We start from the raw sequence: 15,406 nt of genomic DNA, 5'->3' as shown, positions 1-15,406 counted from the left end.
GAACGTGAGATGCGCAGGATACTTGTCGTGGGGGCCGGGCAGTCCGGCCTCCAGCTCGCCCTCGGCCTCCAGGCGAAGGGCTACGAGGTCACCCTCATGTCCAACCGGACCGCGGACGAGATCCGCACCGGGCGGGTCATGTCCACGCAGTGCATGTTCGACTCCGCGCTCCGGCACGAGCGCGACCTCCAGCTGAACTTCTGGGAGCGGCAGGCCCCCCGGATCCAGGGCCTCGGCGTCTCCGTCGCCGCCCCCGACGGCGGCCGCGCCGTCGACTGGCTCGGGCGCCTCAAGGGCTACGCGCAGTCCGTGGACCAGCGCGTGAAGATGGCCGGCTGGCTCGACGTGTTCGTGCAGCGCGGCGGCCAGCTCGTCATCCACGGCGCGTCCGTCGCCGACCTGGACTACTTCTCGCGCGCCTACGAGCTGGTGCTGGTCGCCGCAGGCAAGGGCGAGCTCGTCTCCATGTTCGGCCGGGACGCGGCACGCTCCCCGTACGACAGCCCGCAGCGCGCGCTGGCCGTCGCCTACGTGCACGGGCTCGGGCCGCGCCCCGAGCACCCGGACACCGACGCCGTGCGCTGCAACCTCGTCCCGGGCGTCGGCGAACTGTTCGTCATGCCGACGCTGACGACGTCGGGGCGGGCGGACATCCTGTTCTGGGAGGGCCTCCCGGGCGGGCCGCTGGACGTCTTCCGGGGGGTGAACGACCCGGGTGAGCACCTGGCGCTGACGCTGGAGCTCATGAAGAAGCACGTGCCGTGGGAGTACTCCCGCGCCACGAAGGTCGAACTGACCGACGCGGGCGGCACCCTGGCCGGCCGCTACGCGCCGGTGGTGCGCAAGCCGGTCGGGCGGCTGCCGGGCGGCGGCCTGGTGCTGGGCGTGGCGGACGTGGTCGTCGCCAACGACCCGATCACCGGGCAGGGGGCGAACGCCGCCGCCAAGTGCGCGGCCTCGTACCTGTCGTCGATCCTCATGCACGGTGACAAGCCGTTCGACGAGGCCTGGATGAAGGCGACGTTCGACAAGTACTGGTTCACCACGGGCAAGCCCGTCACCCAGTGGAGCAACGCCATGCTGGGCGCCCCGCCCGAGCACGTCCTGAACCTGATCGGGGCGGCCGGGAAGTATCAGCGGGTGGCGGACCGATTCGCCAACGGCTTCGACAACCCGGCCGACTTCGACGCGTACTTCTACGACCCGCAGGACGCGGAGGACTACCTGGCCGAGGTCGCGGAGGCGGCCGGCCCCTCCTCCGCGTCGTAGCCCCGGTCGTCCGCCGCGCCGTCCGCCGCCGCGCCCTCGGGCAGCGGCGGCGGGGTGAAGCGGGCGAGGGGGGTCCCTTCAGGGTCGGGGCGGACCGCGCCCAGGAGCGGGTTCGCCGCGATCGGGGAGACCTTGACCCTGGCTCCCGGCCGGGGGGCCTGGATCACCTTGCCATCGCCGATGTACAGGGCGACATGGGTGGCCTTGGGGAAGTAGACCACCAGGTCCCCCGGTCGCAGCTGCTCCAGCGGTACCCGGCGCAGCTGCGCCCACTGCTCCTGGCTGGTGCGGGGGATGGACCGCCCGGCGTGCTGCCAGGCCTGCGAGGTCAGCCCTGAGCAGTCGAACGAGGCCGGGCCCTCGGCGCCCCACACGTACGGCTTGCCGATCTGGGCGGCGGCGTAGCGCAGCGCGGCGTCGCCCGCGGCGGTGGGCGGGGTCGTACGGGCCGGCAGCCGGCCCGAGTCCAGCAGGGAGCGCTGCGCCCCGGCGGTGACGGCCGCCTCCCGCGCGCCGAGCCCGGCGAGCTCGGCCGGCGTCAGCGAGGCGAGCAGCCGCTCGACCTCCTTGAGCCGGCCGGTGACGTCCCGGCGGGCCTCCTTCTGCTGCGCCGCGAGGGCCTGCTGGGCTTCGAGGGCCTTGCGTGCGGCGTCGGCGAGCGTACCCGCCTGCTTCCGGTCCCGCTCCAGCCGCGCCACGACCCCGGCCCGGCGGGCTCCCTCGCGGGCGGCGAGGCGGCGCTGGTCGAGGGCCTGGCCGGGATTGCCGGAAAGCAGCATCCGCAGGTAGGGGGAGAGGCCGCTGCCCTGCGCCGCCTGGTACTGCTCCCGGGCGAGCCGCCCGGCGGTGGCCCGCTCGGAGTCGAGGGCGGAACGCGCCCTGCCGAGGGCGGAGCTGAGCCGCTCCTCCTCCGCCTGCCGGGCCTTGAGGGCGACCTCGGCGGCGTTGTAGGTCTCGGCGGCCTCCTCGGCCTTCTGGTACAGCCCCTGGAGCCGAGTGAGCAACTCCCCGACGGGCTCGGCCCGGGCGGCGGGCGGCGGACCGGCGGCGACGAGGACGCCGGCGAGGGCGGCGGCGAGACAGCCGGTGCTCAACAGTCGTTTTGTCATGTAATCACCTCCGCGGCCTGATGCTGCCACGGCCGAGCCCGGGGACTCCGGACCACCCCCGGCGGGGGGCGGCGGGGTCACCCGGACGGGGGCGGAACGGCCCGACGCGGAAGGACGACGAGACGGACGGGAACCCCCCGATGCCTCCCCGGACCGCCCGGCCGAGACCCCGCCCCACCGACCCCGCCGCGCTCCGTTCCCGCCCCCCGCCCCGCCCCCCGCCCCCCGCCCCGCTCACCCCTCCAGCAGCCGCGCCTTGGCCCGGCTGAACTCCTCCGGGGTCAGCAGCCCCTCCCTGGCGAGGTCGGCCAGTTGGCTGAGCTCCGGGACCAGGGTTCCGTGTGCGGGCGGCGCCGGCTGGGGTGTCGGGGGCGGGACGGCCGGCCAGGGACTCGGCCGGGCCATCGCGTCGGCCTCGTCCGCAGCCTCCGCCCGCCCCTCCATCCCGGCAGCGCCCGCAGCCTCCGCCAGGGCCTCGGCCTCGTCCTCCGCGAACGCGTCGGCGAGGGAGTCACCCCCACCGGCACCGGCCCCCGAACCGGCACCGAAACGCTCCCCCTCCCCCTCCCCCACCCCCACGTCCTGGCTCCACTCCGCCGCCCCCGCCGCCCGCAGCAGCAGGCCCCGCAGCAGGGGGTGGCCCGGAGGCCGGGCCGCCGGCGTCACCGTCACGTTCACCGGCCGGATGAACATCAGGCCACCTCCACCCGCTCCGCCGGGATCCGGACCGAGCCCACGATCCGCCCGCCCGCCGCCCGTACGGCGACGGCCGCGTCCTGCGCCCAGACGTGCTCGACCACCAGCAACAGCGCGCTGCTGCCCCGGTCCAGGAGCTCCGCCGCCTCGCGCACGTCCTCCGGGCCGATCAGCCGGGCCACGTCGCGCCCCGCCAGCAGGCCGCGCAGCTCCACGAACTCGTCGAACTCCGCCGCCATGACCTCCCCCGAGGCCGTCTTCGTCGTGACGAGGCCGTCGATCAGGCGCACCACCCCGGTCTTGCGCAGCCCCATGACGGCCTCGACCGCCGGGACTCGGAGCTGTTCCTCCGGGAAGGCGAGGACGATGAATTCCACAGGTCCCATAAGGCTCGGCTCCGGCTCCTGATCGTGGCGATTCCGACCGTTTCTGACGACTCTTCGGCAGACTATGGCATAACCGGACAGAGGGGTGGCTGACTTGCTACGTTTCCCCTATGCCCCCGCCAGCCCTGACGGCGAAGGTGACGGAGCCCGCTCCGCCCCCTCTCCCCGGCGTCCGCACCCCCAAGCGCCGGGGCATCGAGCTGATGCTCCTGGCCGGAGCCGTCCTGATCTCCGCGCTGGGCCACGCCTACGTGGGCCTCGCCGACGGGGACCCGGCCCCCGCCGCCCACCACCCCACCACCCACTACGCCGCGGGCCTCGCCGTGGCCGCGCTGGTCGCGCACCTCGCCGTACGCCTCCGGGCCCCGTACGCCGACCCGGTCCTCCTCCCCATCGCCGTCCTGCTCAACGGACTCGGCCTCGTACTCATCGAGCGGCTCGACCTCGCCACCCCGGGCCAGGCCGGCGCGGGGGACCAGCTGCGCTGGTCGGGGCTCGGGGTGGGGCTGTTCGCCCTGGTCGTCGCCGGCCTGCGCGACCACCGGGTACTCCAGCGGTACGCCTACCTCTCCGTCACCGCCGCCCTCGCGCTCATGCTCGTCCCCGTCTTCTTCCCGGCCGTCAACGGCGCCCACATCTGGATCCGTTTCGCCGGGCTCTCCTTCCAGCCGGGGGAGTTCGCCAAGATCCTGCTGGCCGTCTTCTTCGCCGCCTACCTCGCCGCCAACCGCACCGCCCTGGCCCTCACCGGCCGCCGGCTCTTCTGGAGGCTCCGGCTCCTGCCCGGCCGGGTGCTCGGGCCGATCCTCACGATCTGGCTGCTCAGCGTGGGCGTCCTCGTTCTGGAGCGGGACCTCGGCACCTCGCTCCTCTTCTTCGGCCTCTTCGTGATCATGCTGTTCACCGCCACCGGCCGGATCGGCTGGATCGCGGTCGGGCTGCTCCTCGCCGCGCTCGGCGCGTACGCCGTCGGCACCCTCGAACCGCACGTCCACAGCCGCGTCCAGGACTGGATGAATCCTTTCGCCTCCATCGACCGCGGCGAGGGTCCCGGCCAGCTCGCCCAGTCCCTCTTCGCCTTCGCCGCCGGCGGCCTCCTCGGCGCAGGCATCGGCCACGGCCAGTCCTTCCTCATCGGCTTCGCCGCCAAATCGGACTTCGTCCTCGCCACCGCCGGCGAGGAGCTGGGCCTCGTCGGCCTGAGCGCCCTCCTGCTCCTCTACGGGCTCCTCGTATCACGCGGCTTCCGTGCCGGGCTCGCCCTCCGCGACCCCTTCGGACGGCTCCTCGCCACCGGGCTGGCCTCGATCGTCGCGCTCCAGGTCTTCGTCATCGCGGGCGGCGTCACCGGCCTGATCCCGCTCACCGGCATGGCCATGCCCTTCCTGGCCCAGGGCGGCTCCTCCGTCGTCACCAACTGGATCATCGTCGCCCTGCTGGTCCGGCTCAGCGACAGCGCCCGCGGCGGCGGGCTGACCGGGCTGCCCGGGGGAGTCGGGGGTACCGGGCTGCCCGTGGGCACCGGGGCCACCGGAGGGCCGGGATGATCCGCTGCATCCGCTGGTGCGGGTACTTCTGCGTGCTCCTCCTCGCCGCCCTCCTCGTCAACGTGGCCCGCGTGCAGGTCTGGGAGTCCGCCGCCTACGGTGCGAACCCGGCCAACAAGCGCCCCGCCGTCGCGCGCTACGCCCAGCCGCGCGGGAACCTCCTCGTCGACGGCCGGCCCGTCACCGGCTCCCGCGACAGCGGACAGCTGCTGCGCTACGAGCGGACCTACACCGACGGCCCCCTCTACGCGCCCGTCACCGGCTTCTCCTCCCAGACGTACGGGACCAGCTTCGCCGAGCGCGCCGAGGACGCCGTCCTGGCCGGCACCGATCCGGGGCTCTCCGCCTTCCCCCTCTGGTACGACCTCTCGCGGGGCCGCCCCGCCGGGGGCGACGCCGCGACCACCCTGCGCGCGGACGTGCAGCGGGCCGCGTACCAGGGGCTCGGTGGCAAGCGCGGCGCGGCGGTCGCGCTGGAGCCGGCGACCGGCCGGATCCTGGCCCTGGTCAGCAGCCCCTCCTACGACCCGGGCCTGTTCTCCGGCACCGGTACGAAGGTCAAGGAGGCCTGGTCCCGGCTGAACGCGGACCCCGCCAGGCCGATGCTCAACCGGGCGTTGCGCGAGACCTATCCGCCAGGTTCCACCTTCAAGATCGTGACGGCCGCCGCGGCCCTCGACGCGGGCGTGGTCAACGACGTGGACGCCCCCACCCGCACCCCGGACCCGTACCCGCTGCCGGGCACGAGCACCCTGCTGCCGAACGCGGGCACGGGCTGCGAGGACGCCTCGATGGCGGAGGCGGTGCAGTGGTCCTGCAACACCGTGATGGCCGGGATCGGGGTGCGGGTGGGCCTGAGGGGCATGGTCGAGGCGGCGGAGCGGTTCGGGTTCAACGACGAGGAGCTGCGGGTGCCGTCCTGGGTGTCCCGGTCGAACTTCGACACCGACATGAGCCCCGACCAGCTGGCGCTGTCCTCGATCGGGCAGTTCAACACCAGGGCCACGCCGCTGCAGATGGCGATGGTGGCGGCGGCGGTGGCCAACGGCGGCGAGATCGAAACCCCCTACCTGGTGGACCGTACGACCCGTCAGGGCGGCGGCCTGCTCCGGCGCTCCGGCCCGCGCACCCTGGGCCGGGCCATGAGCCCGCCGACGGCGCTGCGGATGCAGGAGCTGATGGTGAAGGTGGTGGAGGAGGGCACCGGGCGCAACGCGGCGATCCCGGGCGCCCGGGTCGGCGGCAAGACCGGCACCGCACAGCACGGCGTGGGCAACGTCGGCACGCCCTACGCATGGTTCATCGGCTGGGCCGGGGCCGGGGAGACGTCGGTGCCGGCGGTCGCGGTGGCGGTGGTGGTCGAGGACGCCTCGGCGGTCCGCGGGGACATCAGCGGCAACGGCGCGGCGGCCCCGATCGCCCGCGCGATGATGCGGGCGTCCCTGTCCGGCCACTGACGAACCGACGCCTCGCCCCCCGGGCCCTCCTGCCCGGGCCCTCCTGCCCGGGCCCTCCTGCCCGGGCCCGCCTGCCCGGGCCCGCCTGCCCGGGCCCGGCCTTGGGCTCCGCTCCGGGGTCCGGCCCTCGGGGCTCCGCCCCCAGGCCCGTCCCCGGGCTCGGGTGCCCGGGTTCCCCCCCGGGGCCCGCCCCCGCCCGCCGCCTAGGCTCCCGCGCCCTCCTCGATGGCCGCCTCCACCTCCGCCACCCGTTCCCGCTCCTCGGTCGCGAAGCGTTCCCGGTCGAGGGCCTCGGCGATCTCCTCGTCCTGGGTCATCAGCAGGTCGAGGTTGGAGTCACCCATCTCGAAGACGCCCATGTCCCGGTACGCCTTCTGCAGCCGTTCGCCCCACAGCCCGATGTCCCTCACGCACGGCACGATCCGGCTGAAGAGCAGCCTGCGGAACAGGTGGAGGAACTCCGACTGCTCGGAGAACTCCTCGGCCTCCCGCCGCGGGATGCCGAAGTTCTCCAGCACCTCCACCCCGCGCAGCCGGTCGCGCATCAGGTGGCAGCCCTCGATGACGAACTCCTCGCGCTCGCGCAGCTCGGCGTCCGTCAGCTGCCGGTAGTAGTCGCGCAGGGCCATCCGCCCGAAGGCCACGTGACGGGCCTCGTCCTGCATCACGTACGCGAGGATCTGCTTGGGCAGCGGCTTGTCCGTCGTGTCGCGGATCATCCCGAACGCGGCCAGCGCCAGCCCCTCGATGAGCACCTGCATGCCCAGGTACGGCATGTCCCAGCGGGAATCGCGCAGGGTGTCGCCCAGCAGGCCCTGGAGGCTGTCGTTGATCGGGTAGAGCATCCCGACCTTCTCGTGCAGGAAGCGCCCGAAGACCTCGGCGTGCCGGGCCTCGTCCATGGTCTGGGTGGCGGAGTAGAACTTGGCGTCCAGGTCCGGCACGGACTCCACGATGCGCGCCGCGCACACCATCGCGCCCTGCTCGCCGTGCAGGAACTGGCTGAAGTTCCACGCGCTGTAGTGGCGGCGCAGCTCGCCCTTGTCCCGTTCGGTCAGCTTGGCCCAGTGCCGGGTGCCGTAGAGGGTCAGGACCTCGTCGGGGGTGCCCAGCGGGTCGTACGGGTCGACCTCGATGTCCCAGTCGATGCGCTTGGCGCCGTCCCACTGCTTGTCCTTGCCCTTCTGGTAGAGCGCGAGGAGGCGTTCGCGGCCCTCGTCGTACTCCCAGCTGAAGCGGGCCGAGCCGCCGGCGGGCACCTGCCAGACGCCCTCGCCCGGGGCCGTGGTGTAGAGCTCGTGCGTCGACACTGACGCCTCCTCGTCTCACGTACTGCCGTACTGCCGTACAGGACTGGACGGTTGGCAGCGTCACACGTTGGTAGACACGGGGTCAACAAGTCGTGCGCGAGGGATTGACGGCCTTGCTGACAAGCAGTCTTATAAGACCTGACCGCTGGTAACCCGACCGCCGAGGGGCCCGAAGCCATGACGACCGTGACGGAGCGAGCCGCGCTGAGTGACGCCCTCGGCCTTCTCAAGGACCGCGAACAGATCGCCGAGCGCCTGCTCGAATCCTCCGCGAAGCACTCCTTCGACCCCGACAAGGACCTCGACTGGGAGGCCCCGCCCGTCGACGGCAAGTACTACTGGCCGCCCGAGCTGCTCTCCCTCTACGCCACCCCGATGTGGAAGAAGATGGGGGAGGAGCAGCGCATCGAACTCTCCCGCCACGAAGCGGCCGCCCTCGCCTCGCTCGGCATCTGGTTCGAGATCATCCTCATGCAGCTGCTGGTCCGGCACATCTACGACAAGTCGCTGACCAGCAACCACGTCCGCTACGCGCTCACCGAGATCGCCGACGAGTGCCGCCACTCGATGATGTTCGCCCGCATGATCCGGACGGGCGGCGCCCCCGCCTACCCGGTCTCCCGCGCCAACCACAACCTCGCCCGGATCCTGAAGACGGTCTCCACCACCCCCGGCTCCTTCGCCTGCACCCTCCTCGGCGAGGAGATCCTCGACTGGATGCAGCGCCTGACGTTCCCGGACGAGCGCATCCAGCCCCTCGTGCGCGGAGTGACCCGCATCCACGTCATCGAGGAGGCCCGGCACGTCCGCTACGCCCGCGAGGAGCTGCGCCGCCAGATGCTGACCGCCCCCCGCTGGGAGCGCGAACTCACCCGGCTCAGCTGCGGCGAGGCCGCCCGCGTCTTCTCCCTCGCCTTCGTGAACCCGGCCGTCTACGACAACGTCGGCCTCGACCGGCGCGAGGCCGTCGCCCAGGTCAAGGCCAGCGGCCACCGCCGCGAGGTCATGCAGACCGGAGCCAGGCGGCTCACCGACTTCCTCGACGACATCGGCGTCCTGCGCGGCGCCGGCCGCCGCCTCTGGAAGAGCTCCGGCCTCCTCCCGTAAGCCCCCGCCGGCCGCACCGTACGTCTACGCTGCGGACATGACCGTACGCGCCTACCGCAGACTGAGCGTCGAGGAGCGGCGAGCCCAACTCCTCGACGCGGCCCTGTCGCTGTTCGCGCACCGGGCCCCGGAGGAGATCTCCCTCGACGACGTCGCGGAGGCCGCGGGGGTCTCGCGACCGCTGGTCTACCGCTACTTCCCCGGCGGCAAGCAGCAGCTGTACGAGGCCGCGCTGCGCTCGGCGGCGGACGTCCTCGAACTCTGCTTCGCCGAGCCCCAGGCCGGCCCGCTGACCGCACGGCTCACCCGGGTCCTCGACCGCTACCTGGCCTTCGTCGACCAACACGACGCCGGCTTCGCCGCCCTCCTCCAGGGCGGCAGCGTCGTGGAGACCTCCCGCACCACCGCCACGGTGGACGGCATCCGCCGCGCGGCCGCCGAGCAGATCCTCCTCCACCTGGAGCTGCCCGCCCCGGGGCCCGGGCCCCGGCTGCGGATGATGGTCCGCACCTGGATCACGGCGGTCGAGGCGGCCTCCCTGATCTGGCTGGACGAGGGCAAGCAGCCGGAGGCCGCCACCCTCCGGGACTGGCTGGTGGACCAGTTCATCGCCCTCCTGACGGCCACCGCCGCCACCGACCCCGAAACGGCCTCCGCCGCCCGCGCGGCCCTCGCCCTGGAACGCGCGGACGGCCCGGCGGGCGTCCTCGCACGGCGCGTGATCCCCGTGGTCTCCGACGCGGCCCACCTGCTGTGACACTGGTGGGGTGAGAAGCGAACCGACCCCCTTCGAGGGCGGACCGATGGACGGCCGGGTCCTCCCGATCCTCCTCGGCCCGACGGGACACCCGCCGAAGTGGTACGAGATCCCCGTCCCGGCGGCGGACGGGGGACCGCCGACGGTCCTGCTGTACGAGCGGGTGCCCTCGGGGTACACGAAGCGGCTGGGGCTCCAGAAGGGGTGGAAGTACGCGTTCTGCCCGACGGGCGAGAAGCCGAAGCTCCGCTGGCCGTGGACGAAGCCCCCGCGGCGCGAGGCCTGACCGGCGGGGGCGGGCGGGCAGCCGCCGCCCGGCCCCCCGTGGCACCCGGCCCTACAGGGGCCCGGCCCCTACGACGCCGGCGGCGCCGGCGACGCCGGCAGCGTCAGCACCGCCAGGGCCCCGCCACCCGGCGCCGCGCGGAACTCCAGCCGGGCGCCGATCGCCTCCGCCTGGCCCGCCGCGATGGTCAGCCCGAGTCCGTGCCCCCCGCCCCCGCTCCGGAACCGCTGCGGCCCCCCGTCCAGCAGGTACTGCGGGTACCCGTCGCCGTGGTTCCGTACGGTCACCACCGGGCCGTTCACCGTCATCACCACCGGCCCCCGCCCGTGCTTGTGGGCGTTCGCGACCAGGTTCCCCAGCACCCGCTCCAGCCGCCGCCGGTTTGTCTCCACGTGCGCGTCCCGGACGACGACCATCTCCGTGTCCGTCCCCGACGCCCTGAGCCCGCCCGTGTTCCCGCAGCCGGCGGCCGACGGCAGCAGGACCAGCAGGACGACCAGCCCGGCACCCGCACCGGCACCCGCACGCGACCGCGCACCCCTGTGCGAGCCCGCATGTGGATGCGCACCCGCGCGGGAGCGGGGCAAGCGCACGGCGCGGGCCCTCCTCTCCGGGCGTGGATCAGGCAGTCGTCAGGGACGTCGTCCCGACCGCCTTATGCGGAGATAAGCCCTTTTCGGGATTTCCGGTCATCAGCCGGGAGTCGTCCCCGCGCCCCGGGGCTCAGCCGTCCGTACGGCCCCGGCGCAGCATGGCGAAGCCCAGTCCGGCCGCGCCCACGGCCGCGATCCCGCCGCCCGCCGCGAGCAGCAGCACCCCGCCGCCCGGGCCGTCGGCCAGGGTGTTCAGCCGCAGCGCCTCGGCGGTGCCGGCGATGCGGTGGGTCTCGGCGTCGGCAGGCACCACGTGCCCGGCGCCCCGGCGGGTCGCCGTCTTGTGGCCGTCACCGGCCACCGTGTGCGAGCCGTCCCGTGCGGGGGTCTCGCCGACCCAGGAGGAGAGTCGCCCGTCCGGCCGCAGCGCGGCGTGCAGCTCGCCGGCCCCGCCCACGCCGGTGGTGCCGTCACGGCTGGTCAGTGTTGCGACCGTGGCGCCCGAGCGGAGGATCTCGGCCTGGTAGGCGTCCTTCGCGAGGCGGTACACGTTCGCGGTCGAGCGGCCGTCCGCGAGGGCGAGGCTGCCGACCAGGGTCCGCGGCGCGCCGGCGGCGTACGCGGCCGGGACCCCGTCGGCGAGCGCGGCGGCGGTGGGCAGCGCCAGCAGGCCCGCGGCGCATGCGGTCACGGCGGTGGCGCGAACGATGGTGCGGCGGCTGACGGTGTTCACGGGAGTCCTTGGGTACGGTCGGTGCCGGCGGGTGTGGCTCCAACGTAGGCGCGGGCTGTTGCGGTAGGGCGCTGGCCTTGTAACAGGAAGGCAGCAGCGAGCCGACGGAGCTGTTACATGTTCGAGGGATTGCCGAGTTGCGGCGGCGCCTGCTCACATGGACGCGGGGGTGAGGCCGATGCGCGGACTCAAGGTCCTTCCGAGCGGCCGGCCCGGCCGCGGCCGGCTCTACGTCAGCCTGCCCGACGGCCGGACGGTGGCCTGGTACGACCGCCGGACCAGGCGGATCAGCATCCTGTCGGACGACGGGCGCGAGGCCGTACTGGCGGCGCTGCGCCCCTACTTGAGCGGGGACTGGACGATCGGGCCGCCCCCCGTCCCCACCCCGGCCGAACTCCGCCGCCTGTACCTCCCGCCGGACCACGACCTGGCCCCGAACCTCCCCGGCGAGACGCTGCTCGGCGAACTGGCGTACGGCACACCGGGAGTCGGCCGGACCCGGCACCGCATGCGCCGTCAACTCCTGGCGCTCCAGCGGACGGGCGTGGAGCTCGACCTCCTCGAAGCCGATGACTGGCGGGCCGTCCACGACGTCCCCCTGCCGGGCCTCGGGCTCCTGGACCACCTGCTCATCGGCCCGCCGGGCGTCTTCGCCCTCCGTACGGTCCCGGGCCGCCGCCGGCGCGCCCAGGTGGGCGACCTCCTGCTGACGGTGGGGCGCAGCGCCCCCAGCCCGGACCCCCGCTGGATCCGCCGCGCGGCGGCCCGCGCCGCCCGCGCCCTGGCGTCCCCGGTCACCCCGGCCCTGACCCTCGCGGACTCCTCCCGGGTGGAAGTGGCCCCCACCCTCCGGGACGTCCTGGTCCTCCAGCCCCCCACCCTGGCGGTCACCCTCCGTGCGATCCCCCCGACCCTCAAACCGCCGGACGTGGAGGCCCTGTTCACGCTGGCCCGCTCCCGGACGACCTGGACGCCCGAGCCGTAACCCACCTGGCCGCCCGCCCGCCCCCGGCGGGCCGGGACCGGCGCGGCGGCCACCGCGTACCCGCCATCCGTTCGCCCGCCAGGGTCAGGCCGAACTCCGCTTCCGCGGCGCGGCCTTCTTCGCCGTTCCACCCGCCCCCGCGGCACGCTTCCCCCCGGCAGCCGTGGACTTCGTGGCTGCGGATTTCCTTGCCGTGGACCTGGTGGCCGTGGACTTGGTGGCCGTGGACTCCGTACCGGAAGCCGCCTGCCGCGTCCCCGGCTTGCCGGCCGTCGCCTTCGAAGTCGACTTCGCCGCAGTCTTCTTCGTGGCCCCGGCGCTCTTCCGGGCCCCCGCCGCGGCCGACTTCTTCCCGCCCACCGCCTTCGGCGTGGAGGCCGCCGGGGCCGCCTTGCGCCGGATCGGCGTCACTTCGGCCTCCCCACCCCCGCCGCCGTCCCCCGAGCCCCCGCCCCGCGAGGCCCGGGCCGCCCGCACACTGCTCTCCAGCGCCGCCATCAGGTCGATCACCTGCCCGCCGGACGGCTCGACCACCGCCTCCGACGGCTCGAACGCGCCCCCCGCCTTCGCCGCGATCATCGTCTCGACGGCCTCCTGGTACTCGTCGTGCAGCGAGGAGATCTCGACCTCTCCCAGCGTCGCCATCAACGCGTCCGCCAGGTCCAGCTCGGCGTCCCGCACCGAGACCGACGCCTCCGGCGCCACCCCCTCCGGCGCCCGGATCTCGTCGGGCCACAGCAGCCCGTGCATGGCGATGACGTCGTCGACCACGCGCAGCATCCCCAGCCGCTCCCGCCCCCGCAGCGCGAACTTGGCGATGGCAACCTTCCGGCTCCGCTTCAGCGCCTCCCGCAGCAGCGTGTACGGCTTCGCCGCGGTGGCCCCGTTCGCCGCCAGGTAGTAGGCGGAGTCCATCTGCAACGGATCGATCTGATCGGCCGGCACGAAGGAGACGATCTCGATCGTCTTCGCCGTGGCGATCGGCAACCGCGCCAGGTCCTCGTCCGTGATCGGCACGATCGACCCGTCCGCCTCCTCGTACCCCTTCCCGATCTCGTCCGACGACACCTCCTCCCCGTCCAGCTCGCACACCTTGCGGTAGCGGACGCGTCCGCCGTCCGTCACGTGGATCTGGCGGAAGGAGATGGAGTGGCTCTCGGTGGCGTTCACGAGCTTGATCGGGATGCTGACCAGGCCGAAGGAGATCGCCCCGTTCCAAATGGATCGCACGTTTCCTCCTGATTCGTGGCAATCTCATCGTATGACGCCGATCACGTCGGTGGAGGGGCGTCGCATCGCGCTCAGCAACCTGGACAAGGTCCTGTACCCCCGGACCGGCTTCACCAAGGGCGAGGTGCTGCACTACTACGCCACCGTCGCGCCCGCCCTCCTCGCCCACGTCCACGACCGCCCGGTCTCCTTCCTCCGCTATCCGGACGGCCCGGACGGGCAGCTGTTCTTCACCAAGAACCCGCCGCCCGGCACCCCCGCATGGGTGAAGACCGCCCCCGTGCCCCGCTCCGACGACCCCGGGGCCGAACAGGTGCTCGTATCCGATCTGCCGGCCCTCATCTGGGCCGCCAACCTGGTCGTCGAGTTCCACGTCCACCAGTGGCCCGCCGCCACCCCCGCCGTCGCCGACCGGCTCGTCTTCGACCTGGACCCCGGCGCGCCCGCGACCGTCGTCGAATGCTGTGCCGTCGCCCTCTGGCTGCGCGAGCGCCTCGCCGCCGACGGTCTGCACGCGTACGCCAAGACCTCCGGTTCCAAGGGCCTGCACGTGACCGTCCCGGTGGAGCCGACCCCGTCCGCGCGGGTGTCCGCGTACGCCAAGACCCTCGCCCAGGAGGCCGAGGCCGCCCTCCCCGGCGGGGTCGTGCACCGCATGGCCAGGGCGCTGCGGCCCGGCAAGGTCTTCGTCGACCACAGCCAGAACGCCGCCGCCAAGACCACCGCCGCCCCCTACACCCTGCGCGCGCGGGCCCTGCCCACCGCCTCCACCCCCGTCTCCTGGGCGGAGGTCGAGGCCTGCCGCGACCCGTCCGACCTGGTGTTCCTCGCCGACGACGTACCGCCCCGCCTCGAACGCGACGGCGACCTCCTGGCCCCCCTGCTGGACCCCGCCCAGGCGGGCGCGCTGCCCGGGACGCCGCGGTGACGGCGCCGGTCCGGGTGGCCCTGGCGGCCTCCGTACGCACCCTCCCGCGCGGCCCGGGCCTGGCCTACGAGCCGAAGTTCGACGGCCACCGCATGGTCATCCGCCGCGAGGCCGCGGGAGTCGTCCTCCAGGCCCGCTCCGGCCGCACCGTCACCACCGCCTTCCCCGACCTCGTGGCCGCCGCACGGCAGCTGCCGGCCGGGACCGTCCTGGACGGGGAGGTGGTCGTCTGGCATGCCGGCCGGACGGACTTCGCCCTGGTCCAGCGCCGCGCGGCGGCCACCCCGGCCCGCGCGGCAGTCCTGGCCCGCACCCTCCCGGCCTCGTACGCCGCCTTCGACGTCCTGGAGCTGGCCGGTCTCGACGTACGCGCCCGCCCCTACGAACGCCGCCGCGCCCTCCTGGTCGACCTGCTCGCCCCCCTCGGGCCGCCGCTCCAGCCGGTGCCCATGACGACCGACCCCGAACTGGCCGAGACCTGGTACGCGACCCTGCCCGCGAGCGGCATCGAGGGGCTGGTCGTCAAACGCCTGGACCAGCCCTACCCCTCCGGCCGCCGCGCCTGGCGCAAGCTCCGCCACACGGACGTCCGCGACGCGGCGGTGATCGGCTACACCGGCACCGCGCGCCGCCCGCTGGCGCTGGTCCTCGTCCTCCCGGGGGAGGACGAGGAGACCCCCCTGGTGTCGAGCCCCCTCCCGCCCGCCCTGCGCACGGACCTCGCGGCGGCCCTGCGCGACCGCCCCCGGACCGCCGCGCCCGCCGGCGGGCGCGCCGCCGGCGGCGCGGTGGCCGGCCGCGCGGTGGCCACGGCGATCGGCGTGGGCGAAACCCCCTACACCCCCCTGGACCCGCCCCTCACGGCCGAGGTCCGCCACACCTCGGCCCGCCACCCCCCACCGCAGGTGCTCCGCCTCCGGACGGACCTCTGACCCGCGCGGAGGGCGCGGGTCAGAGGCAGGTGTGCGTTCCCCTTCTTCCCCTTCTGCTCCTTCTCCTCCTCTTCGGAGCCG

15 protein-coding genes and 1 pseudogene are annotated in these 15,406 nt (G+C 74.1%); 9 read left to right on the top strand and 7 right to left on the bottom strand.

Annotation, left to right across the window (positions count from 1 at the left end):
- Positions 1-9: 9 nt before the first annotated feature.
- Positions 10-1,269 carry a styrene monooxygenase/indole monooxygenase family protein gene (locus ACFY15_RS02205; RefSeq protein ID WP_390685324.1) on the top strand — a complete coding sequence of 420 codons (1,260 nt, stop codon included), beginning with the start codon at positions 10-12 and terminating at the stop codon, positions 1,267-1,269.
- Here the strand turns inward: ACFY15_RS02205 and ACFY15_RS02200 are convergent.
- The 3 genes from ACFY15_RS02200 to ACFY15_RS02190 all read right to left on the bottom strand — a co-directional run bounded on the left by ACFY15_RS02200 (position 1,221) and on the right by ACFY15_RS02190 (position 3,460).
- On the bottom strand, positions 1,221-2,378 hold the full coding sequence (locus ACFY15_RS02200; protein WP_390685325.1) for an NlpC/P60 family protein: 1,158 nt from the start codon (positions 2,376-2,378) through the stop codon (positions 1,221-1,223). The genes ACFY15_RS02205 and ACFY15_RS02200 overlap by 49 nt on opposite strands.
- A gap of 234 nt (positions 2,379-2,612) precedes the next feature.
- The gene (locus ACFY15_RS02195; protein ID WP_390685326.1) at positions 2,613-3,071 is read right to left on the bottom strand and encodes an SHOCT domain-containing protein; all 459 of its coding nucleotides are present in this window, start codon (positions 3,069-3,071) and stop codon (positions 2,613-2,615) included.
- On the bottom strand, positions 3,071-3,460 hold the full coding sequence (locus ACFY15_RS02190) for a DUF6325 family protein (protein ID WP_390685327.1): 390 nt from the start codon (positions 3,458-3,460) through the stop codon (positions 3,071-3,073). Before ACFY15_RS02190 ends, ACFY15_RS02195 begins: the two co-directional genes overlap by 1 nt.
- A 110-nt stretch (positions 3,461-3,570) precedes the next feature.
- On the opposite strand from ACFY15_RS02190, the gene ACFY15_RS02185 reads away from it, so the two are divergent.
- Both ACFY15_RS02185 and ACFY15_RS02180 read left to right on the top strand, forming a co-directional pair.
- Positions 3,571-5,007 carry an FtsW/RodA/SpoVE family cell cycle protein gene (locus ACFY15_RS02185; RefSeq protein ID WP_390685328.1) on the top strand — a complete coding sequence of 479 codons (1,437 nt, stop codon included), beginning with the start codon at positions 3,571-3,573 and terminating at the stop codon, positions 5,005-5,007.
- Complete coding sequence (locus ACFY15_RS02180) at positions 5,004-6,464, top strand: penicillin-binding transpeptidase domain-containing protein (RefSeq protein ID WP_390824886.1); 1,461 nt, start codon at positions 5,004-5,006, stop codon at positions 6,462-6,464. Before ACFY15_RS02185 ends, ACFY15_RS02180 begins: the two co-directional genes overlap by 4 nt.
- Positions 6,465-6,667: 203 nt before the next feature.
- Here ACFY15_RS02180 and ACFY15_RS02175 read toward each other — a convergent pair whose 3' ends face one another.
- The gene (locus ACFY15_RS02175) at positions 6,668-7,774 is read right to left on the bottom strand and encodes a ferritin-like domain-containing protein (protein ID WP_390685330.1); all 1,107 of its coding nucleotides are present in this window, start codon (positions 7,772-7,774) and stop codon (positions 6,668-6,670) included.
- Positions 7,775-7,951: 177 nt separating this feature from the next.
- Here ACFY15_RS02175 and ACFY15_RS02170 point away from each other — a divergent pair, with 177 nt between their 5' ends.
- From ACFY15_RS02170 to ACFY15_RS02160, 3 genes are read left to right on the top strand one after another with little or no spacing between them, the layout of a single operon-like run.
- Positions 7,952-8,881, top strand: coding sequence for a diiron oxygenase (locus tag ACFY15_RS02170; protein WP_390685331.1), 930 nt, complete (start codon positions 7,952-7,954; stop codon positions 8,879-8,881).
- Positions 8,882-8,918: 37 nt separating this feature from the next.
- Complete coding sequence (locus ACFY15_RS02165) at positions 8,919-9,638, top strand: TetR/AcrR family transcriptional regulator (protein ID WP_390685332.1); 720 nt, start codon at positions 8,919-8,921, stop codon at positions 9,636-9,638.
- Between the two features lie 10 nt (positions 9,639-9,648).
- Complete coding sequence (locus ACFY15_RS02160) at positions 9,649-9,924, top strand: hypothetical protein (protein WP_390685333.1); 276 nt, start codon at positions 9,649-9,651, stop codon at positions 9,922-9,924.
- A gap of 68 nt (positions 9,925-9,992) precedes the next feature.
- Here ACFY15_RS02160 and ACFY15_RS02155 read toward each other — a convergent pair.
- Both ACFY15_RS02155 and ACFY15_RS02150 read right to left on the bottom strand, forming a co-directional pair.
- Positions 9,993-10,367 (bottom strand): annotated as a pseudogene (locus ACFY15_RS02155) (ATP-binding protein); the annotation flags it as partial.
- 280 nt (positions 10,368-10,647) lie between these two features.
- Entirely contained in the window at positions 10,648-11,250 is a 603-nt protein-coding gene (locus tag ACFY15_RS02150) for a hypothetical protein (protein WP_390685334.1), read from the bottom strand.
- Positions 11,251-11,428: 178 nt separating this feature from the next.
- On the opposite strand from ACFY15_RS02150, the gene ACFY15_RS02145 reads away from it, so the two are divergent.
- Positions 11,429-12,235, top strand: coding sequence for an NERD domain-containing protein (locus ACFY15_RS02145; RefSeq protein WP_390824885.1), 807 nt, complete (start codon positions 11,429-11,431; stop codon positions 12,233-12,235).
- A gap of 84 nt (positions 12,236-12,319) precedes the next feature.
- Here the strand turns inward: ACFY15_RS02145 and ACFY15_RS02140 are convergent, their stop codons facing one another.
- Positions 12,320-13,465: a Ku protein gene (locus tag ACFY15_RS02140; protein ID WP_390824884.1), complete on the bottom strand. Its 1,146-nt coding sequence runs from the start codon at positions 13,463-13,465 to the stop codon at positions 12,320-12,322.
- A 31-nt stretch (positions 13,466-13,496) separates the two neighbouring features.
- Between ACFY15_RS02140 and ligD the strand changes: the two genes are divergently transcribed.
- Both ligD and ACFY15_RS02130 read left to right on the top strand, forming a co-directional pair.
- Complete coding sequence (ligD, locus tag ACFY15_RS02135) at positions 13,497-14,393, top strand: non-homologous end-joining DNA ligase (protein ID WP_390685337.1); 897 nt, start codon at positions 13,497-13,499, stop codon at positions 14,391-14,393.
- Positions 14,390-15,325: an ATP-dependent DNA ligase gene (locus ACFY15_RS02130; RefSeq protein ID WP_390685338.1), complete on the top strand. Its 936-nt coding sequence runs from the start codon at positions 14,390-14,392 to the stop codon at positions 15,323-15,325. The genes ligD and ACFY15_RS02130 overlap by 4 nt, the downstream gene beginning before the upstream one ends.
- Positions 15,326-15,406: the final 81 nt, after the last annotated feature.

It is taken from the genome of Streptomyces sp. NPDC001373, from assembly GCF_042895815.1.
Taxonomy (GTDB): domain Bacteria; phylum Actinomycetota; class Actinomycetes; order Streptomycetales; family Streptomycetaceae; genus Streptomyces.
Note: the sequence above shows the minus strand (reverse complement) of the source record. Positions and strands in the feature narration are given on the sequence as shown.

Excerpts from the sequence above, each read along its gene's own strand:
- ACFY15_RS02185 (WP_390685328.1), top strand. The coding sequence starts at position 3,571 with ATGCCCCCGCCAGCCCTGACGGCGAAGGTGACGGAGCCCGCTCCGCCC.
- ACFY15_RS02170 (WP_390685331.1), top strand. The coding sequence starts at position 7,952 with ATGACGACCGTGACGGAGCGAGCCGCGCTGAGTGACGCCCTCGGCCTT.
- ligD (WP_390685337.1), top strand. The coding sequence starts at position 13,497 with ATGACGCCGATCACGTCGGTGGAGGGGCGTCGCATCGCGCTCAGCAAC.
- ACFY15_RS02195 (WP_390685326.1), bottom strand. The coding sequence starts at position 3,071 with ATGTTCATCCGGCCGGTGAACGTGACGGTGACGCCGGCGGCCCGGCCT.
- ACFY15_RS02190 (WP_390685327.1), bottom strand. The coding sequence starts at position 3,460 with ATGGGACCTGTGGAATTCATCGTCCTCGCCTTCCCGGAGGAACAGCTC.
- ACFY15_RS02205 (WP_390685324.1), top strand. The coding sequence starts at position 10 with ATGCGCAGGATACTTGTCGTGGGGGCCGGGCAGTCCGGCCTCCAGCTC.
- ACFY15_RS02200 (WP_390685325.1), bottom strand. The coding sequence starts at position 2,378 with ATGACAAAACGACTGTTGAGCACCGGCTGTCTCGCCGCCGCCCTCGCC.
- ACFY15_RS02180 (WP_390824886.1), top strand. The coding sequence starts at position 5,004 with ATGATCCGCTGCATCCGCTGGTGCGGGTACTTCTGCGTGCTCCTCCTC.
- ACFY15_RS02165 (WP_390685332.1), top strand. The coding sequence starts at position 8,919 with ATGACCGTACGCGCCTACCGCAGACTGAGCGTCGAGGAGCGGCGAGCC.
- ACFY15_RS02145 (WP_390824885.1), top strand. The coding sequence starts at position 11,429 with ATGCGCGGACTCAAGGTCCTTCCGAGCGGCCGGCCCGGCCGCGGCCGG.